At 67.8% G+C, this 18,443-nt stretch carries 16 protein-coding genes; 10 read left to right on the plus strand and 6 right to left on the minus strand.

Features of this window, described 5'->3' with window-relative positions; all coding sequences use genetic code 11:
• Nucleotides 1-198: 198 nt before the first annotated feature.
• From J7643_08680 to J7643_08690, 3 genes are all read left to right on the plus strand, one after another.
• A complete protein-coding gene (locus J7643_08680) occupies nucleotides 199-855 on the plus strand; it encodes a MerR family transcriptional regulator (GenBank protein MBO9540652.1) in 657 nt (218 codons plus the stop codon).
• A 99-nt stretch (nucleotides 856-954) separates the two neighbouring features.
• Nucleotides 955-1,635: a cyclic nucleotide-binding domain-containing protein gene (locus tag J7643_08685; protein ID MBO9540653.1), complete on the plus strand. Its 681-nt coding sequence runs from the start codon at nucleotides 955-957 to the stop codon at nucleotides 1,633-1,635.
• 20 nt (nucleotides 1,636-1,655) lie between these two features.
• The gene (locus J7643_08690; protein ID MBO9540654.1) at nucleotides 1,656-3,284 is read left to right on the plus strand and encodes an MASE1 domain-containing protein; all 1,629 of its coding nucleotides are present in this window, start codon (nucleotides 1,656-1,658) and stop codon (nucleotides 3,282-3,284) included.
• Between the two features lie 10 nt (nucleotides 3,285-3,294).
• On the opposite strand, the gene gcvPB is transcribed toward J7643_08690, so the two are convergent.
• The 5 genes from gcvPB to J7643_08715 form a co-directional block, all read right to left on the minus strand.
• Nucleotides 3,295-4,737, minus strand: a complete 1,443-nt coding sequence (gene gcvPB / locus J7643_08695; GenBank protein MBO9540655.1) for an aminomethyl-transferring glycine dehydrogenase subunit GcvPB — start codon at nucleotides 4,735-4,737, stop codon at nucleotides 3,295-3,297.
• Between the two features lie 16 nt (nucleotides 4,738-4,753).
• Complete coding sequence (gcvPA, locus tag J7643_08700; GenBank protein MBO9540656.1) at nucleotides 4,754-6,124, minus strand: aminomethyl-transferring glycine dehydrogenase subunit GcvPA; 1,371 nt, start codon at nucleotides 6,122-6,124, stop codon at nucleotides 4,754-4,756.
• 3 nt (nucleotides 6,125-6,127) lie between these two features.
• Complete coding sequence (gene gcvH, locus J7643_08705; GenBank protein MBO9540657.1) at nucleotides 6,128-6,505, minus strand: glycine cleavage system protein GcvH; 378 nt, start codon at nucleotides 6,503-6,505, stop codon at nucleotides 6,128-6,130.
• 86 nt (nucleotides 6,506-6,591) lie between these two features.
• A complete protein-coding gene (gene gcvT, locus J7643_08710; protein MBO9540658.1) occupies nucleotides 6,592-7,701 on the minus strand; it encodes a glycine cleavage system aminomethyltransferase GcvT in 1,110 nt (369 codons plus the stop codon).
• A gap of 167 nt (nucleotides 7,702-7,868) precedes the next feature.
• Nucleotides 7,869-9,221, minus strand: coding sequence for a glycoside hydrolase family 1 protein (locus J7643_08715; protein ID MBO9540659.1), 1,353 nt, complete (start codon nucleotides 9,219-9,221; stop codon nucleotides 7,869-7,871).
• A gap of 189 nt (nucleotides 9,222-9,410) precedes the next feature.
• On the opposite strand from J7643_08715, the gene J7643_08720 reads away from it, so the two are divergent.
• On the plus strand, nucleotides 9,411-10,703 hold the full coding sequence (locus J7643_08720) for a S8 family serine peptidase (protein ID MBO9540660.1): 1,293 nt from the start codon (nucleotides 9,411-9,413) through the stop codon (nucleotides 10,701-10,703).
• 107 nt (nucleotides 10,704-10,810) lie between these two features.
• The gene (locus J7643_08725) at nucleotides 10,811-12,106 is read left to right on the plus strand and encodes a hypothetical protein (GenBank protein MBO9540661.1); all 1,296 of its coding nucleotides are present in this window, start codon (nucleotides 10,811-10,813) and stop codon (nucleotides 12,104-12,106) included.
• On the opposite strand, the gene J7643_08730 is transcribed toward J7643_08725, so the two are convergent.
• Nucleotides 12,107-12,640 carry a tRNA (cytidine(34)-2'-O)-methyltransferase gene (locus tag J7643_08730; GenBank protein MBO9540662.1) on the minus strand — a complete coding sequence of 178 codons (534 nt, stop codon included), beginning with the start codon at nucleotides 12,638-12,640 and terminating at the stop codon, nucleotides 12,107-12,109. It abuts the gene before it with no gap.
• Between the two features lie 117 nt (nucleotides 12,641-12,757).
• Between J7643_08730 and J7643_08735 the strand changes: the two genes are divergently transcribed.
• From J7643_08735 to glmU, 5 genes are read left to right on the plus strand one after another with little or no spacing between them, the layout of a single operon-like run.
• Nucleotides 12,758-13,438, plus strand: a complete 681-nt coding sequence (locus J7643_08735) for a hypothetical protein (protein MBO9540663.1) — start codon at nucleotides 12,758-12,760, stop codon at nucleotides 13,436-13,438.
• Nucleotides 13,439-13,491: 53 nt separating this feature from the next.
• Nucleotides 13,492-14,826: a 16S rRNA (cytosine(967)-C(5))-methyltransferase RsmB gene (gene rsmB, locus J7643_08740; GenBank protein MBO9540664.1), complete on the plus strand. Its 1,335-nt coding sequence runs from the start codon at nucleotides 13,492-13,494 to the stop codon at nucleotides 14,824-14,826.
• On the plus strand, nucleotides 14,819-15,895 hold the full coding sequence (gene rlmN / locus J7643_08745) for a 23S rRNA (adenine(2503)-C(2))-methyltransferase RlmN (protein ID MBO9540665.1): 1,077 nt from the start codon (nucleotides 14,819-14,821) through the stop codon (nucleotides 15,893-15,895). Before rsmB ends, rlmN begins: the two co-directional genes overlap by 8 nt.
• Complete coding sequence (rsgA, locus tag J7643_08750) at nucleotides 15,892-16,992, plus strand: ribosome small subunit-dependent GTPase A (protein ID MBO9540666.1); 1,101 nt, start codon at nucleotides 15,892-15,894, stop codon at nucleotides 16,990-16,992. The genes rlmN and rsgA overlap by 4 nt, the downstream gene beginning before the upstream one ends.
• Before the next feature lie 39 nt (nucleotides 16,993-17,031).
• On the plus strand, nucleotides 17,032-18,429 hold the full coding sequence (gene glmU / locus J7643_08755) for a bifunctional UDP-N-acetylglucosamine diphosphorylase/glucosamine-1-phosphate N-acetyltransferase GlmU (GenBank protein MBO9540667.1): 1,398 nt from the start codon (nucleotides 17,032-17,034) through the stop codon (nucleotides 18,427-18,429).
• Nucleotides 18,430-18,443: the final 14 nt, after the last annotated feature.

Genomic DNA, 18,443 nt, shown 5'->3' on the forward strand with positions numbered 1-18,443 from the left:
TGGGTTTTGTTCTCGATCGGGTCGATGGGGAAGACGATACTCGGATGCAAGCGAGCAACCGAGAGTTGATTCGAATGAAGAACTTCACTCAAGATTCACAGCGCTCGGCGCTTTTGCGCTTGGATAGTGGCCAGCGCTTGGGACCAAACGCTATAATCGAGGCCACACGCACGACATGGGGAGAAAGGGAGCGAACGGATGAGTTATTCGATGGCTGAGGCCGCCAAGAAGCTTGGGGTCTCCGTCTCGCTGATTCGCCGCTACGAGCGAGAGTTCGACCTCCAGTTCGCGCGCACCGAGCAGGGGCGTTGCCTGCTCACCGACCAGGACCTCGCGAACCTCAAGATCATCCGGGCCTACCGCCAGCAGAATCTGCCCCTGGAAGCGATCAAGGCTATCCTCAGCCGGACGGCCGTGGTGGAGGCTGCGACCGAGAGCACGGGCCCCGACATCCGCGAGGTGATCAAGGCCCTGGTCGCCCGCCAAGACGAGCTGGAGGCCGTGGTCAAGGCGCAGGGCCTCGCCCTGGAGCAACTGACCCAGGAGAACCACCGCCTCCTCGGTGCGAACCAGGACCTGGTCTTGCGCCTGGAGGCCCCCGGCGATCATCGTCTCGTTCAGCGCCTCGAAACGCTGGAGGAGCGCGCCCGCGCCGCCGAAGAGAGCCTCGACGCCGAGACCAAGGACGAGATGATCCGCAAGCTGCAGCGCCGCCTCTTGGACCTCGAGGCCGCGGTCGCCACCGAGATCAGCACGCACGATGATGACGGCGAGGGGATCCTAGAGGAGCTCGCGAAGGCCATCCAGGCTCAGGGAGCCGCTCCGCGCAAGAAGTGGTGGCAATTTTGGGGGTAGGCCCCCAATCTTCACCGTCTCTTTACGACTAGCATGCGTTCACGATGGGTATATGTTAACGGTCGTTAACCGTATGCCGCTCCCACCGGAGGATTCAACGTGAGTGACCTGCTGCCCTTCGAGGCCGGATCCGAGGCTCGACCCGCCCCCGAGTCTCATCCGCCCGCTCCCGAGGCCCACGATGTCTCCTCGGCCCTTCACGCCATGAAGCAGCGCCTGGCCTCCACCCGCCAGGCCCAGGCGGCCGCTCCCGAGAGCCCCTACGTGAAGGTCCAGGAGGTCGAGCAGGCCGAGGCGATCGCCGACGCCCGCCCCAAAACGGCCAAGCCGCCCGAGGTCTGGGAGTATCGGACGGGGCAATCGGTCTTCCGCGAGGGTGAGCTGACCTACGAACTCTTCATGCTGATGGAGGGGGCCGTCGACATCATGGTGGGCAACGACAAGGTCGCAAGCCTTGATGCTTCCTTCGCCGCGGGGGCCTACCTGGGCGAGATCGGGTCGTTGCTTCGGACTCCGCGCACAGCGACCGTCAAGGCGACCGCGCCCTGCAAGTTCCTCGTCTTCCCCGACGCGCGCCGCCTCTTCGAAGAGGATCCCGAGTTCGGTATCAAGCTCTCGGTCACCCTCGCTCAGCGCCTTTCTCAGTCCAACGAGCGGATGGATCTGGTCATGCGGGCCCTCTACCGGGCCAAGGTCAAGGACGAGGTCATCGACGCGGTCAAGGGCGCCTTCCAGGGTAAAGAGTCGACGTACGTCGGCAAGAAGGGCTGGTTCTCCTAAGCGCGGGACACCCTCGGCCCATGCACCCGATTCGCACCTGGCCGTCGCCTCGACACTGCCTGAAAATCCTGCTCGTCGCCGTGGTCTTCTTCCTGACGGGCAAGCTCGGCCTGCTGCTTGCGGCCGTCAGCTTCGACACGGTTGCGACCATCTGGCCGCCGAGCGGGTTCGCCCTCTGGGCCGTGCTGCTCGGCGGCAGCGGCATGTGGCAAGGGGTCTTCCTCGGCTCCTTGGTGCTCAACCTCTTGCGGCTGCCCTGGTACGCCGCGCTGGGGGTGGCCGCTACCTCGACCCTCGCCGCCATCCTGAGCGCGCGCTGGCTGCGCCACAAAGGCTTCGACGATCGCCTCTCGCGGATGCGGGACGTCTTCATGCTGGCCGGGGTGGTCGCTTTCCTCAACCCGACCTTCGCCGGGACCCTCGGGGTGCTGTGCAACGTGTGGGGTGCGGTGGTCCCCTGGGACCGCTACGGGGCGGCCTGGTGGATGTGGTGGGTCGGCGACCTGATGGGGATCCTGATCGTCGCGCCCCTGCTCTTGACGTGGCGCCCGGCGCCGCTCCCCGCTTGGCGTTCATGGCGCGTCATCGAGGTCGTCGCGCTCACCTTCTCGCTGATTGTGGTCGGGGTGCTGGTCTTCGGATCCGAGCTCAGCGTCGCGCGGCTCGCCTACCCCTACACCTATCTCCTCTTCCCGCTACTCATCTGGAGCGCGGTGCGCTTTGGGCCCCGGGGGGCGGCAGGCGCGAGCTTTCTGGTGTCGGTGCTCGCGATCGCCGGCACCGCCCAGGGCGGCGGACCCTTCGTGCGCGAGACCCTCTCGCACAGCCTGCTCTTCTTGCAGGTCTTCATTGGCCTTCAGGCGATGACGGCCCTCTTGCTCGCGGGCGCCATCAGCGAGCTGAGGCTTGCGACCGCCGAGATCGCGCGTCGTAACGCCGAGCTGGAGCAGGCCAAGGAACTCGATCGCCTCAAGAACAACTTCGTCAACGCCGTCTCCCACGAGATCCGTACCCCACTGACCTCGATCATGGGCTACGCGGAGTTCTTGGAAGACGAGCTGGGCGGCCCGCTCACCCAGGACCAGCGGGAGTTCGTGCACCAACTCAGCCAGGGCGCCAAGCGTCTCGAATACCTGGTCAGCGACCTGCTGGACTTCGCCCGGATCGAGGCGGGGACCTTCCACGTCCGGATCGTTCCCAGCGACTTCTCGATCAAGCTCGCCGAGATCCTCGAGAGTCTCAGGCCTCAGGCCGAGGCGGCGCGCCTCACGATCAAAGCCGAGATGCCGCCGAACCCTCTGCCCATCGCCATGGACGCCGAGCGGATCGGCCAGGTGCTGACCAACCTCCTGCACAACGCCATCAAGTTCACGCCCCCCGAGGGCGACATCCGGGTCAAGGTCCAGGCGCAGGATGAGGCCCTGGTCTGTGAGGTGAGCGACACCGGCATCGGGATCGCCGCCCAGGACCTGCCACGCCTCTTCCAGCGCTTCATGCAGCTCGAGAACGGGGTCAAGCGCGGGGTGGGCACCGGGCTCGGCCTCAACATCTCCAAGACCATCGTCGAGGCCCACGGCGGGACGATCGGCGTGCGGAGCGAAGAAGGGGCAGGGAGCACCTTCTGGTTCTCCCTGCCCCTCTCGTCGTGAGGTTATTTCGTTAACACGTCCAGCACAGGTTCGGCTTGCGCGCGGCCGTCACCTCGTCCACCTTGCCGATGGGCGCGGTGTGCGGGGCGCCGGTCACCAAGTCGGGCTGGCTCTCGACCTCCTGGGCGATGGCGCGCATGGCCTGGATGAACTGGTCGAGGGTGGCCTTGGACTCGGTGTCGGTCGGCTCGATCATCATCGCCTCGTGGACGATGAGGGGGAAGTAGACCGTCGGCGGGTGGAAGCCGTAGTCGATGAGGCGCTTGGCCATGGCCATGGTGTTGGCACCCTGGGCCTTCTGGCGATCGCCCGAGAGCACGAACTCGTGCATGCAGGGCTGGGTGTGGGGCAGGTCGAAGAGGTCCTTGATCCCCGCGCGCACGTAGTTGGCGTTGAGCACCGCATCCCGGCTCGCCTGGGTCAAGCCGTCGCGGCCCATGGTCATGATGTAGGTGTAGGCCCGCACCAGGACGCCGAAGTTGCCGAAGAAGGCGCGCACCCGCCCGATGGACTCGGGCCGGTCGAAGCTCAGGAAGTACTGGCCGTCTGCGAACTCCACGGTGGGGGTGGGCAGGTAGGGCACTAATCGCTTGGCGACCGCCACCGGGCCCGCACCCGGACCGCCGCCGCCGTGGGGCGTCGACATGGTCTTGTGGAGGTTGAGGTGCATGACGTCGAAGCCCATATCACCCGGGCGCACAGCGCCCATGATGGCGTTGAGGTTGGCGCCGTCGTAGTAGAGCAGGGCGCCGGTCTCATGGACCACTTGGGCGATCTCGAGGATGTCCTCCTCGAAGAGGCCGAGGGTATTGGGGTTGGTCATCATGAGGGCGGCGACGTCCGGGCCCAGGTGGGCCTTGAGGTCGGCCACGTCCACCAGGCCCCGGTCGTTGGAGGCGATCGAGACCACCTCGTAGCCCGCCAGCGCCGCGGTCGCGGGGTTGGTGCCGTGAGCCGAGTCGGGCACCAGGACCTTGGTGCGCTTCTCGCCGCGGGCCTCGTGGTAGGCCCGGATCATCATGATGCCGGTGAACTCGCCGTGCGCGCCCGCCGCCGGCTGGAGGCAGACCCGATCCATGCCCGTCAGGTTGGCGAGCATCTTCTCAAGGTCGTACAGGAGCTTGAGGGCCCCCTGGGTCGTCTCGGTCGGCTGGTAGGGGTGGAGCCCCGAGAAGCCGTCGAGCCGGGCGGCCAGCTCGTTGACCTTGGGGTTGTACTTCATGGTGCACGAGCCCAAGGGGTAGAAGTTGGTGTCGATCGAGTAGTTGAGCTGCGAGAGGCGGTTGAAGTGCCGCATGACGTCGAGCTCGGTGACTTCGGGCAGGCCTGGCGCCTCCTGGCGGATCATGCCCGCGGGGAGGAGCTCGGCGAGGGGCTTCTCGGCGACGCCGGACGCGGGCAGCTTGGCCTCGCGGTGGCCTGGCGTGCTCTTTTCAAAGATGAGCGCTTCCATGGTTCCTCTTTTGAATCTAGCGGGCGCCGACGGCCGCACTCGCGGTCAGGGCCTTGAGGGTCGCGACGTACCGATCCAGGTCGGCGGGCGTGTTCAGCTCGTTGACCGACACCAGGTAGCAGTCCTTGAGCTCGGGGTACCAGGTACCCAGGGCGACGCCGCCCAGGATGCCGTTCTCGCGCAGCTTGGTGAGCAGCTCGTCGACCGGCAGCGGGCTCTTGACCACGAACTCGTTGAAGAAGGAGCCCGCCATGGGCAGCGAGAAGCCGGGCAGCTCCTTGATGGTCGATGCGAGCGCGTGGGCGCGCTGCAGGGACACGTAGCCCAGCTCGTAGATCCCTTCCTTGCCCATGACCTCCATGTAGACGGTGGCGGCGAGCGCGTTGAGAGCCTGGTTGGTGCAGATGTTGCTGGTGGCCTTCTCGCGGCGGATGTGCTGCTCGCGGGTCTGCAGGGTCAGGGTGAAGCAGCGCTGACCCTTGGCGTCCACCGTCTGGCCGACGATGCGGCCGGGCAGCTGTCGCGCGAGCTTCTCGCGGCAGGCCATGTACCCCACGTAGGGGCCGCCGAAGCTGACGGCGTTGCCGAAGGCCTGGGCCTCGCCGACCACGATGTCCGCGCCGTAGGCGCCGGGGGCTTCGAGCACCCCCAGGGTGGTGGGGTCGGCGACCACGATGAAGAGGGCCCCCGCCGCGTGGGAGAGATCAGCCAGCGAACGGCCTTCCTCGATGCCGCCGAAGAAGCTCGGGACCTGAACGATCAGGCCCGCGACCTCGTCGGTCATCAGGGCTTCGAGCTTGGCGCGATCGATGAGGCCGTCCTTGAGGGGGGCCTCGACGACCTGGACCCCGGGGCCCGCCGCGTAGCTGCGCAGGACCTCGCGGTACTCGGGGTGGACGCTGCCGGCCACGACGACCTTGTTGCGCTTGGTGACGCGCATGGCCATGAAGGCCGCCTCGGGGGTCGCGGTCGAGCCGTCGTACATGGAGGCGTTGGCGAGGTCCATGCCCGTGAGCTGGGCGATCATGGTCTGGAACTCGTAGATGACCTGGAGGGTCCCCTGGCTGACTTCGGGCTGGTAGGGGGTGTAGGCCGTCAAGAACTCGGAGCGGTGGAGGATCCAGTCCACCGCCGAGGGCGAAAAGCGCCGCTGAGCTCCTGCCCCGAGGAAGGAGGAGAACTGGTTGGTCGATTGATTTTGACCGGCCAGATCCGTCAGGAGGCGCGTGACTTCGAGCTCGCTCTTGGACGGCGGGATCGCGTCCAGCGAGAAGGCGCGAAGGCTATCGGGGACGCCCTGGTAAAGGTCGTCCATCGACGAGACGCCGATTGCCGCGAGCATCTCGGCGCGCTCGGCATCCGTATGGGGCAGGTAGCTGAAGGGCATGGCTTACGCTCCGATCAGGGCTTGGTATTGCTCCGGGTTGAGGGCGTCGGCGGCGTCCTCGAGGTTCGCGGGCTGGAGTTTGATGATCCAGCCTTCGCCGAAACTGTCCTCGTTGATCATGGACGGCTCGTCGTTGAGGCTCTCGTTGATGGCCACGACGGTGCCGCCGATGGGGCTGTAGAGGTCCGAGACGGCCTTGACCGACTCGATCACGCCGAAGGATTCGCCCTTCTTGAGGACGCGGCCCACTTCGGGCAGCTCCACGAAGACGACGTCGCCGAGCTGATCGGCGGCGAAGTTGGTGATGCCGATGGTCGCCTCGTCGCCCGAGAAGCGGACGTACTCGTGGGATTTGGTGTACTTGAGATCCTGCGGGATCATGGTGTGATGAATCCTCCTGACGCGGGGCGAACCCCTGGCGGTGATGGCCGCGCAGCCGGCGCGGCCTGGCGGGATGAGAGACGCTGCTAGTTCTTGGAGCGCTTGTAGAAGGCGGTGCGCCCCACGGTGGCCGGGAAGCGCTTGCCGCGGATCTCGACTTCGAGGGTGCCGCCCATGGTGGCGGCGTCGGCCTCGACGAAGGCCGTGGCGATGGGGGCGCCGATGGTGGGCGAGGGGGCGCCGCTCGCGACCGTGCCGACCTGGCGATCGCCCAGGAACACCGGGTAGCCCTCGCGCGCGATCTGCTTGCCCTGCATGGTCAGGCCCACGAGCTTCTTGCTCGGGCCCTCGGCCTTCTGGCGCGCGATGACGTCTTTGCCGAGGTAGTCGGCCTCGCTCTTGACGGTCCAGCCGAAGCCCGACTCGATCGGGGTGGTCTCGTCGTTCAATTCGTGGCCGTAGAGGGGCAGGCCCGCCTCCAGGCGCAGGGTGTCGCGGGCGCCGAGCCCGGCAGGGCGGATGCCGTACGACTCGCCGGTGGCCAGGAAGCCGTGCCAGAGGCGCTCGGCGTAGGCGTTGGGCATGTAGATCTCGAAGCCGTCCTCGCCGGTGTAGCCGGTGCGCGACACGGCCACGTCCACCCCGAAGATCTTGCCGAGGGCGATCCCGAAGAAGGGCAGCTCGGCCAGGCCCGGCGTGGCGGCCTCGCGCATGACCGTCTCGGCCAGGGGGCCCTGCAGGGCGATCATGGCCGTCTCGGGCGAGTAGTTCTCGAGGGTGACGTCGAAGGGCTTGTGCTCGCTGAGCCAGGCCCAGTCCTTGTCGATGTTCGAGGCGTTGACGACCAAGAGGTAGCGGTCCGCGAAGCGGCAGATGATGGTGTCGTCGACCACGCCGCCCGTCGGACGGGTGAACTGGGTGTAGAGGCACTTGCCCACCGGCAGGTTGAGCACGTCGCCCGGCACCATCCGCGCGAGGAAGGCGGCGGCGCCTTCGCCCGAGACGTAGAACTCGCCCATGTGCGAGACGTCGAACAGGCCGACGGCCTTGCGCACCGCGTGGTGCTCCTCGATGATCCCGCTGTACTGGACGGGCATATCCCAGCCCCCGAAGGGGACCATCCGGGCGCCGAGGGCGACGTGGGCCCCGTGAAGCGGGGTCTTCTTGAGGGTTTCAGCGGCCGTGGGGTTTGACATTCGGCGACACCTGGCTTTCTGAGTGGGGCGACGAGCGACGCGACGGCTCAACACGGAGCGATCGCGACCTTATTATACCGAAGGATGACGCAGGTGGCGATTCATCGGCCACAAGCCGAGGCCGGACGCCCATAGGACGTCCGGCCTCGGCTTGAAGAATCGGGGGGCTAGGGTCTGACGAGCGGCGTGTAGCTCGAAGGGTAGGTGATGCCCTTGGCGATGGCGCGGGTGACCCCTCCGGCGGCGATGATTTGGCGGTAGACGCTCGCCGCCTGGGTCGGGACCCGGCGCTGGTCCTCGTTGCGGCAGTCCACCGAGAACAGCCCGAAGCGCGGGCGGTACGAGCCCCACTCGTAGTTGTCGGTGATCGACCAGTGGACGTAACCGAGGACGGGAATGCCGTCCTTGACGGCCCGCTGCAGCTGCTCCACGTGGGCCGTCAGGTAGGCTTCGCGGGTCCAGCCGTCGGGGCGGGGCTTGCCGTCCTCGTTGGCGTAGCCGTTCTCCGCCACCAGCACCGGCTTGCCGGTCAGACGGTGGTAGAAGGCCAGCGAGTCGTAGAAGCCCTGCGGGTGGACCGGCCACTGCCAGGGCTGGGGCAATTCGAAGGGCAAGAGCTTCAGGCGGGTGTAGTAGTCGATGGCCATGTAGTCGAGCTTGGGCAGGCTGTCGGCGTTGCCGAGCACCCCGTCGAGGAAGTCGTCGCCCGAGCCCCCTTGGACCCGGTTGGGGAGGAGGCGCCACGAAGCCGAGTACTGGTTGAAGGCCACTTTTGCCACCGGATCGTTGCGGTGGACCACGTCGTAGGCCTTGTTGTGGGCCGAGACCAGGTGCTTGAGGACCTTGCCCGCGGCGATCAGGTCGTTCTTCTTGCCGGGCGGGCACTGGCCGCTGACGTATCCGCCCGCGACGAAGACCGTCGGCTCGTTGAAGGTCAGGTACCAGTCCACCAGATCCCCGTACTCGCGGGTGATCCGATCCACGAAGCGGGCGTAGGCGTCGCTCGCGGCGGGGTTCTCCCAGCCCCCTTCGGCGTCGAGCCAGGCGGGATAGGAGAAGTGCATGAAGGTGACGATCGGGGTGAGGCCCCGCTCGCGCAGGGCCTTGAGCAACTGCCGGTAATGGGCGATCGCCTCGGGGTCGAACTCGCCCTTCTTAGGCTCGACGCGCGCCCACTCGATGCTGGTCCGGAAGGTGTTGCAGCCCATCCCCCGGGTCAGGTCCAGGTCCTCGGCGTAGCGGTTGAGACCGTCGGCGGCGTTCTTGCGGCGCTCCTCGGTCTTGCCGGCGAGATCCCAGCGAGCCCACTGGCTCAGCTCCTCGTGCCCCTCCCACTGGAAGCCCGCCGTCGAAACGCCCCAGAGGAAGGGGCTCGAACCCTTGCCCGCCGTGTCCTGGGCGGTGAGGGGCCGGAAGGCCTCCGGGCTTGGGCCGGCGCCGGGCTGGATGCTGCAACCGACGAGCGCGATCGCTCCGAGCAGGGCGGCAAGGCGTGCGAGGGGGCGAAGAGCCTGGCGCATTCGAACCTCCGGGAAGCGAGACGGTTGATATGTTTAAGATTAATTTAAGTTTAAATCATCATGGAGGCGAGCACAAGATCCAAGCGAGCGAGCGCCGGGTTCCCCCAAGCTCTTGGTCGAACGCGCCGATGCGCGCGGTGGGGCGTCTCCCCTAGACTGGGGCGGTCCCTTGCCAAGCGGAGGACGCCGATGCCGAAGGCTTTCGTTATCTGGCGCTGGGTCGCGCTCTTGGGGCTTGCAGGGTGGTCGATCGCCCAGGGGGCCGGCTGTGCCGCCCTCGCCCCCGGGATCGGAGCGCCCCAGCCGGCCGACGGGGGCCTTGCGCCCATGACGGCCTTCGGGCTGCGCGCCGGGGTCCGGGCCGAGGACGGCGAGCTCATCATCGGGCTCAAGCCCGGCTACGACATGGACGCTTTGCCGCCGCTTGGCCAGGCGCGCCCAGTGGTGCTCGGCGCCCTCGACTTCGACACCCCGCTGCGCATGCTGCGCCTGCCCAAGGGCTTCCCCCTCGAGGAGGCGATCCGCGTCTATCGGGCACATCCGGCGGTGGCCCTCATCTCGCCCAACCGCTCCATCGACGCCCTCCCCAGGCCCCGCGCGCTCGCCTTCGACCCGTTCGGCGGCCTGACGCCCAACGACCCCTACTTCTACAACGAGTGGGGCTTCGGAGACGGGGTCACCAACGCCCGCGCCCTCTGGCGCCGGGCGGTCGACGCGAGCAAGGTGATGGTGGCGGTCATCGACACCGGCATCGACTACAACCACCCGGACCTCCAGGGCCGGGTCACGATCGGCTACAACTTCAAGGACGGCAACAAGGACGTCATGGACCGCGACGGCCACGGCACCCACGTGGCGGGCCTCATCGGGGCGGCGGGCAACAACGGGATCGGCGTGGCCGGGGTCGCCTGGGACGTCCAATTGCTCGCCATCAAGGTCATGGACCACGCGGGCGGCACCGACTTCGGCGCCGCCGCAGGGATCAAGTACGCGGTCGACGCGGGGGCCAAGGTCCTCAACCTGAGCTTCAGCAGCGACTCGACCAAGCGCAACCCGATCTTCGACCTGGCGGTCAAGTACGCCCAGGAGCGGGGCGCGACGGTGGTCGCCGCCGCCGGCAACCAGGGCGGGCCGGTCAGCTCGCCGGGCAACTCGCCGGGGGTGCTCGCCATCTCGGCCACCTCCAAGCGCGGGACCGAGCGCTTGGCGAGCTTCTCCAACTTCGGGAAAGAAGTTTTCCTGGCCGCTCCCGGCGAGGGGATCTTCTCGACCTACTTGAGCGGCGGCTACAAGAGCCTCAGCGGTACGAGCATGGCCGCTCCAATCGTGGCGGGGGCCGCGGCGATCCTGTACGCCCAGCACCCCGGCTGGGGCCCCGCCGAGATCCAGGCAGCGCTCGCCCAGGCGGTCGATCCGCTCGGCACCCGCGGCAAGACCGAGCAGTTCGGCTACGGCCGGATCGACCTCAGCAAGCTCCCCTAATACCCGCCCTCACGGGCGAAACATTCGCTCAATCCAGGCGCCATGCCTCCGTCATCCCAGCGGCTTAAGCTTCCTTGTCTGGAAGCGGCTGTCTGAGAGGATGAGGCATGACCAAGTACGACCGTCCATTGCGCCTGCTGCTGGGCGTCTTGTTCGCTGGCACCATCGCCCTGGTGGGCTGTGGCCAGGCTCCCCCCGCCGCGGGGCCCGGCCCGGTCGCCACGCCGCCGGTCGTCGGCCCTGGCCCCGGTACGGGGATCCAGCCGACGCCCGCGCCGAACCCGAGCGTGGCGCCCCCCCAGACCCCCGAGGCTTATCACCTCTACACGGTGGCCGGGATCGGGGTGAAGGGCGAGCCCGACCCGGGGGCCCCGGCCCTCCAGACCAAGCTCGACTCGCCCACCGGCGTCTTCCAGGCCCCGGACGGCAGCGTGTACGTGGCCGACTACAAGGCCCACCGGATCCGGCGGGTGACCCCCGAGGGGATCCTCGAGAACGTGGCCGGCACGGGCAACCCAGGATCGAGCGGGGACGGCGGCCTCGCCCTCGACGCCGAGCTCGCCAAGCCCTACGCCATCGTGGCGGGGCCCGAGTCGAGCCTGGTCTTCTCCGAGTACGGCTTTGCCGGGAACGACATCCCGGGCAAGGTGCGGATGATCGACGCCCAGGGCCGGATCCACCGGATCGCGGGAGGTGGCGAGCTGGACGTGGTCGACGGGGTGCCGGCCCGCGACGCCATCCTGAAGGGCCCCCAGGGGCTGGTCTACGACGCCGAGGGCAACCTCTACATCTCGGAGTACGCGGGTCACCGGGTCGTCAGGGTGGACGCCCAGACCGAGACGATCACCGTGGTGGCCGGCACCGGCGAGACCGGCAACAGCGGCGACGGGGGGCCCGCCACCCAGGCAAAGCTCGCGACCCCCAACTGGCTCGCCTTCGACAAGGCGGGGCGCCTGATCATCGTCGACACCGAGAACAACAACCTGCGGGCCGTGGACCTCAAGACCGGCGTCATCAGCACGGTGGCGGGAACGGGCAAGGCCACCAACGACCCCAAGGTCTTCGGCTACTACCCGAGCCCCTTCGGCGATACGCCGCTGGGCGACGGGGGGGCAGCCACCGAGGCCACCCTCAACGGCCCGACCACCGTGGCGGTGGACGCGGTGGGCAACCTGCTCGTGACCGACACCCAGAACTACGCCATCCGCCGGATCGATACCAAGGGCGTCATCACGACCGTCGCGGGCAACTGGCAGCCCCCTGATGGGGAGACGGCCGTCGCCGAGGGGACCGAGGCGCGTAAGGTGCCCATCTCGGCTCCCGATGGGGTCACCGTGACTCAGCGGGGTGACGTGTACTTCTCGGAGTACGGGGTCGGCAAGATCCGCAAGCTGAAGCCCTGATCACGTGGGGCGCCGCTTGCGGCGCTCGTAAGGCGTCGTGGGGGGACGGTCCTCAGCCCGAGGTACGGGCGGGGGCACGTCCCCCCTTTCGCGCAGCTGGCGCATGGCCTCGTAGGCGACGATCGCCACGGCGTTGGAGAGGTTGAGGCTGCGCACCGGCCCCCAGTGGGGGATCCGTACGACCAGGCCCGGGTGCTCGCCCCATAGGGCCGGATCCAGCCCCGCGGTCTCCTTGCCGAAGACCAGGCAATCACCTGGCTGGTATTCCACCTCGGTGTACAGGGTCTCGGCGGTGGAGGAGGTGTAGATCAAGCGCTTCGGCCGCGCGGCCTCGACGAACGCCGAAAAGTTCGGGTGCACCTGGAGCTGGACGTGTTCCCAGTAATCAAGCCCTGCGCGCTTGACGGCTTTTTCCGAGACGTCGAAGCCGAGGGGCTCGACCAAGTGAAGCGGGACGGCAAGGGCCGCCGAGAGCCTTGAAACGTTGCCGGTGTTCGGCGGAATCTCGGGTTCGACCAAACAAATCCGGAGCATCTTGCCAACCTCCCTTGCGGTTGATATAGTTATGTTTAGATTAAGTTCAAGTAAAGAGCTTTTCATCTAAGCGTAACCCACGGACCGACTGCCTTTCAAGGGGAGGAGACCCGGATCATGACCCGACTGCGCCACAAGGGAGTATGCCTCAGCCTCGCTATCAGCCTCGCGCTGATCTCGCTGACCGGTTGCGGCACCACGGCCAACACCCTCTCGCAGGGTGATGTCAACGGCACGAGCCGCGCGAGCGCCGTGACCCGCAGCGGGGTGGATCTCGCCGCGTCCTTCGCCGAGCAGATGAAGCAAGGCGGGGCCAAGGTGCGCCTCGCGGGCGCCGTGGTCACCCTCGAGACCCAGGACGGCGAGGTCGTCACCTACGACTTCACCCAGACCCCCAAGACCGGCAAGGTGGTCTTCCGGGCGGGCGATGTCGTCACCACCCTGGACCACGACGAGGTCCAGGCCAAGATGCTCCCCCTGCGGGTCGTCTACATCGCCGCCAAGATGATCTACGGCGGGGCCAAGGCCTGGTACTGGTACACCCGGACCCACGAGGGCGCGTCGTACAACAAGGAAGAGCTGGTCAAGGCCATCCTCTACGGCGTGATCAAGGAAGGGGTCGGCGGCCTGCCCTTCGGCTTCCTCTGGTCGCGTTTGACCCCCTACGTCTGGAAGTGGGTGACGGGCGAGGCGCCCATCAAGCCCACCCTGCGCGAGCTCTTCGAGCTCATGAAGAAGGACCTCCTCGGCATCAGCAGCATCCTGGTCGAAGCCGAGACCTTGAAACAAGCGAAGTAAACCCCTAAGCTGGAAAGGCGGCACGTGCCGCCTTTCTTGCATTTTAGGAGATTATGGCCACACTTACGCCCCGCGCTCAGGCGCTGAAGATCCTCATCGACGTCGAGCAGCGCGGCGCCTTCGCCAACCTGGCCCTGCAGGGCCTCTCGGGCATCTCCCCTCGCGATCGCGCCCTGATCACCGAGCTGGTCAACGGCACCGTCCGTCGGCGCCGGACCCTCGATCACGTGCTGTCGGCCTTCGTCCGCACCGGCCTCGACAAGCTCACCGCCCCCATCCGCAACAACCTGCGCATGGGGGCTTACCAGCTCTTCTACACCTCGGGGATCCCCGCCCACGCGGCCATCGACGAGGCAGTCAAGCTGGCCCACCGCTACGGTCACTCGGGGGTCGCCAAGCTGACCAACGCCGTCTTGCGGCGCGTCCAGCGCGAAGGCCGCGAGGTTCCCATGCCCGACCCCGCTCGCGAGCCGGTCGCCGCCATCGGCGTGCGCGAATCGCTTCCCGATTGGCTCGTCTCGCGCTGGGTCGAAGCCTACGGCCTCGAAGTCGCCGCCGAGCTCGCCACAGCGAGCAATCACCCCACCCCCATGGCCCTGCGCGCCAACACCCTCAAGATCGAGCGCGACACCCTGCTCGCACAGCTGCGCGAGGCGGGCCTCGACGCCGAGCCGAGCCCGGTCGTGAGCGAGGGGCTTCGCTTTGCCCATGGCGTGGCTTTGAGCCAGATCCCCGCGTATAATGAGGGGACCTGGTACGTGCAGGGCGAGGCCGCCATGCTCGCGAGCCGCGTGGTCGATCCCCAACCCGGAGAGACCGTGCTGGACATCGGGGCGGCCCCCGGCGGCAAGACCACCCACCTGGCCGCCTTGATGCGGGACGAGGGTCGGGTGATCGCCGTCGATCCGCACGAGGGGCGCCTTGAACTGGTGGCAGAGAACGCCGCCCGCCTCGGGGAGCACATCGTGACCCTGCGTCACCAGGACGGCACCGCGCCCTTCGACGTGGTGGCCGATCGCATCCTGGTGGACGCGCCGTGCTCCGGGTTCGGCGTGCTCTACCGCAAGAGCGACCTGCGCTGGCACCAGACGCCCGAGCAGGTGGACGCGTTGCCGGCCGAGCAGCTCGCGATCCTCGCGAGCGTTGCCAAGGCCCTCAAGCCCGGAGGGGTGATGGTCTATGCCACCTGCACCATCAACCCGGCTGAGAACGAAGCGGTGGTCAGGGACTTCCTCGCGGCGCACCCGGACTTCAAGCCGGGCGACATCCGGCCCTACCTGCCGGAGGCGTGGCGGGAGGAGGCCCCGAACGGCATGATCCAGCTCTTGCCGAGCAAGCACGGGGTCGAAGGCTTTTTCATCGCGCGAATGGAGCGCACGCATGGCTGAATTGGCGGGTCTGACGACCCAGGAGCTCAAAACCCTCGCCGAGTCCTTCGGTGAGAAGCCCTTCAGGGGCAAGCAACTCGCAACCTGGCTCTACCAGAAGAGCCAGACGGATCTCGCCGCCATGAGCGACTTGCCAGCAAGCTTCCGCACGAAGCTCGCCGAGGCGGGCCACGGTACCGGCGCCCTCGAGGTGACCCGGGTCCAGGTGGCGACCGACGGCACCCAGAAGTTCCTCTTCGACACCCACGGCTGCGGCATGATCGAGAGCGTGTTCATGCCGAGCGAGGGCCGCACCAGCGTCTGCGTCTCGACCCAGATCGGCTGCGCGGTCGCTTGCGCCTTCTGCGAGACGGGCCTCTCGGGCTTCCAGCGACACCTGTCGCCCGGCGAGATCGTCGCCCAGGTCCTCGAGATTCAGCGCCGCACCGGCGAGCGGGTCTCCCACGTGGTCTTCATGGGCATGGGCGAGCCCCTCTTCAACTACGAGAGCACCCTCAAGGCCGTGCGCCTCCTCAACGAGGAAGTCGGCATCGGCATGCGGCACCTGACGGTCTCGACGTCGGGGGTGGTGCCCGGCATCCAGAAGCTCGCCGACGAAGACTTGCAGCTGACGCTCGCGCTCTCGCTGCATGCGCCGAACGACGAGCTGCGCAACTTCCTGGTGCCCCTCAACCGCAAGTACCCGCTCGCGGTCCTGCGCGAGGCGGTGCTCGACTACACCGAGCGCACGGGCCGTCGTCTGACCATCGAGTACGTCATGCTCGACGGGGTCAACGACACCCCCGAGCTCGCCAAGCAGACCGCCGACTGGCTGCGGGGCATCCACACCCACGTCAACCTCATCCCCTTCAACGCGACCGACGCCCAGTTCGGCCCGAGCAAGCCCGAGGCCATCCAGGCCTTCCGCGCGGTGCTCGAGGCGGCGGGCTTCCCGGTGACGGTGCGCGTCGAGCGCGGCGCGGACATCGCGGCCGCCTGCGGCCAGCTGCGGCGCCAGGCGCTCAAGTCCTCGGGCGAGATCGTGCCCCTCTTGAAGGGCATGAAGGATCCGGAGCCCGTGGCCGAATGACCGAGCGCGCTTGGGGACCGGACGCGGGGGTCGTGATCCGGCGGATCACGAACTACTACACCGTTCGTTTCCGAGGCGAGGACTACGTCTGCCTGCCGCGGGCCCGCCTCAAGAAGGAGCGGGTCGCCATCCACGTGGGCGATCGCGTCCTGATCGAGGAGATCGACCTGGCCAACCGCACGGCCACCGTCGCCGAGGTCCTGCCCCGCTTCAACATGCTGCCGCGGCCGCCCATCGCCAACGTGGACCAGGCGGTCCTGGTCTTCGCGGCCGATCGCCCCGCCTTCAATCCCATGCTGCTCGACCGCTTCTTGGTGCTCGTCGCCCAGAGCGGGATCGACAGCGCGATCGCCATCAATAAGGCTGATCTGCTCGACCCCGAGGTCCTCGAGGCTCTGGTCGCCCCTTACCGCGCCATCGGCTACCCGGTGGTGACGGTCTCGGCCGAGCGCGGCGACGTGGAGCCCCTGCGCGCTTTGCTCGCCGGCAAGGAGACCGTCTTTGCCGGTCCCTCGGGGGTGGGCAAGTCGTCCTTGCTCAACGCCCTGGAGCCGGGCCTCGCCCTCAAGGCCGCCGAGGTCAGCGCCAAGATCCAGCGTGGCCGCCATACCACGACCTACGCCTCGCTCTACGCCCTCGAAACCGCCGGCGAGACCGCCTACGTGGCGGACACCCCCGGCTACTCGCACCTGGGCTTCGGCCCCCTGCACCCCACCCAGCTCGGTTGGCTCTTCCCCGAGATGGCGCCCCACATCCCCGACTGCCGCTTCCCCGATTGCCTGCACCGGGGCGAACCCGGCTGCGCGGTCGCCGAGCGGGCGCAGGTCGCCGAGAGCCGCTTCGCCAGCTACCTGCGCTTCCTCGAAGAGCTCGAAGCCACCGAGGAGCGCCTGGCCTCCACCAGCACCAAGAACGAGGGCGCCATCAAGCGCAAGGCCGCAGCCGGCGGGGGCGAAACCAAGCTGATCCGCCTGGCGGCGGGAGCGCGCGACGACTCGCGCCGAAAATCCAAGCAGCGCCTACGGGATCTGCACCTGGAGGAGCCCGAGGACGACGAAGAATCTGACGGCCAGCCTGACGATCAAGTGCTAGAATAGGCCCTACCCGGCCTTCGTGATAGGAGAGAAAGAGTCCCGATGCCCGAATCGACTCACGACGTTTCCCAGCTCACCGCACTGATTCTCGCCGCCGGCAAGGGAACTCGAATGAAGAGCGCCCTGCCCAAGGTCCTCCACCGGATCGCGGGCGAGCCCCTCATCGGGCACGTGCTCGCGACCGTCGAGCGGCTCGGCATCTCGCGCACGGTCGCCATCGTCGGCCACGGCGCCGAGCAGGTCCGCGCCGCGCTGAGCGAGGCGGTCCAGACCGTCGAGCAGCGTGAGCAGCTCGGCACCGCCCACGCGGTCCTCCAGGCCGAGAGCGCCCTTGCGGGCTTCACGGGCGAGGTCGTCATCCTGAGTGGCGACGTGCCCCTTTTGAGCCCCGAGACCTTGCTTGCGATGCTCGACACCCACCGCAAGGCGGGTGCCGCCCTGACGGCGCTCACCTTCAAGCCCCAGGACCCCTCGCGCTACGGTCGCATCGTGCGGGACGCCGCGGGTCACCTCTCGCGGATCGTCGAGTACAAGGACGCCACCGAGGCCGAGCGCGAAATCGGCGAGGTCAACGCCGGGGTCTACCTCGCCGACTGGCCCCAACTGCTCGCGGCCCTCAAGGGCATCGGCAACGACAACGCCCAGGGCGAGTACTACCTGCCGGATGCGGTGACGGCCCTCAACGCCAAGGGCCTGGTGGTCGCCGCCTACGCGACCGACGACGAGATTGAGGTCGCGGGCGTCAACACCCGCCTGGAGCTGGTGGCCCTCGGCGAAGCCTACCAGGAGCGCGCCGCGCGCCAGTGGCTCGAAGCCGGGGTGACCATCGAGAGCCCCCGCACCACCTGGATCGGGCCCCGGGTCTCCCTCGGCGAGGATACGGTGGTCGAGTCGGGCGTCCAGCTCTACGGCCGCACCCGGGTCGGCAGCGGCTGCCGCATCGGCGCGCACAGCCAGCTCATCGACGCTGTGCTGGGCGATGACGTCACCATCCTCCAGTCGTACCTCTCGGAGTCGGCGGTGGGCGACGGCACCATCGTCGGCCCCTTCGCTCATCTCCGCAACGGCGCCGAAATCGGCACCAACTGCCGGATCGGCAACTTCGTCGAGGTCAAGGGCTCGGTCTTCGGCGATGGCGCCAAGGCCTCGCACCTCGCCTACATCGGGGATGCCTCGGTGGGCGCCAAGGCCAACATCGGGGCGGGCACCATCACCTGCAACTACGACGGGGAGCGCAAGCACCGCACCACGATCGGCGAGGGCAGCTTCGTCGGCTCCAACAACACCCTCGTCGCCCCTGTCACCATCGGCGCTGGCGCCTACACGGCGGCAGGTTCCACCATCACCCAAGACGTGCCCGACGGCGCGCTCGCTTTTGGGCGTGCTCGGCAGGCCGTGAAGCTCGGCTGGGCCATGCAGCGAAAGGGCATCAAGCAATGACGGACCAGACCACC

The sequence above is a fragment of the bacterium genome, assembly GCA_017744355.1.
Classification (GTDB): domain Bacteria; phylum Cyanobacteriota; class Sericytochromatia; order S15B-MN24; family UBA4093; genus JAGIBK01.

Coding starts and splice junctions, on each gene's coding strand:
- J7643_08680 (MBO9540652.1), top strand. CDS start 199: ATGAGTTATTCGATGGCTGAGGCCGCCAAGAAGCTTGGGGTCTCCGTC.
- J7643_08690 (MBO9540654.1), top strand. CDS start 1,656: ATGCACCCGATTCGCACCTGGCCGTCGCCTCGACACTGCCTGAAAATC.
- gcvPB (MBO9540655.1), bottom strand. CDS start 4,737: ATGGAAGCGCTCATCTTTGAAAAGAGCACGCCAGGCCACCGCGAGGCC.
- gcvPA (MBO9540656.1), bottom strand. CDS start 6,124: ATGCCCTTCAGCTACCTGCCCCATACGGATGCCGAGCGCGCCGAGATG.
- gcvH (MBO9540657.1), bottom strand. CDS start 6,505: ATGATCCCGCAGGATCTCAAGTACACCAAATCCCACGAGTACGTCCGC.
- gcvT (MBO9540658.1), bottom strand. CDS start 7,701: ATGTCAAACCCCACGGCCGCTGAAACCCTCAAGAAGACCCCGCTTCAC.
- J7643_08715 (MBO9540659.1), bottom strand. CDS start 9,221: ATGCGCCAGGCTCTTCGCCCCCTCGCACGCCTTGCCGCCCTGCTCGGA.
- J7643_08720 (MBO9540660.1), top strand. CDS start 9,411: ATGCCGAAGGCTTTCGTTATCTGGCGCTGGGTCGCGCTCTTGGGGCTT.
- J7643_08725 (MBO9540661.1), top strand. CDS start 10,811: ATGACCAAGTACGACCGTCCATTGCGCCTGCTGCTGGGCGTCTTGTTC.
- J7643_08730 (MBO9540662.1), bottom strand. CDS start 12,640: ATGCTCCGGATTTGTTTGGTCGAACCCGAGATTCCGCCGAACACCGGC.
- J7643_08735 (MBO9540663.1), top strand. CDS start 12,758: ATGACCCGACTGCGCCACAAGGGAGTATGCCTCAGCCTCGCTATCAGC.
- rsmB (MBO9540664.1), top strand. CDS start 13,492: ATGGCCACACTTACGCCCCGCGCTCAGGCGCTGAAGATCCTCATCGAC.
- rlmN (MBO9540665.1), top strand. CDS start 14,819: ATGGCTGAATTGGCGGGTCTGACGACCCAGGAGCTCAAAACCCTCGCC.
- rsgA (MBO9540666.1), top strand. CDS start 15,892: ATGACCGAGCGCGCTTGGGGACCGGACGCGGGGGTCGTGATCCGGCGG.
- glmU (MBO9540667.1), top strand. CDS start 17,032: ATGCCCGAATCGACTCACGACGTTTCCCAGCTCACCGCACTGATTCTC.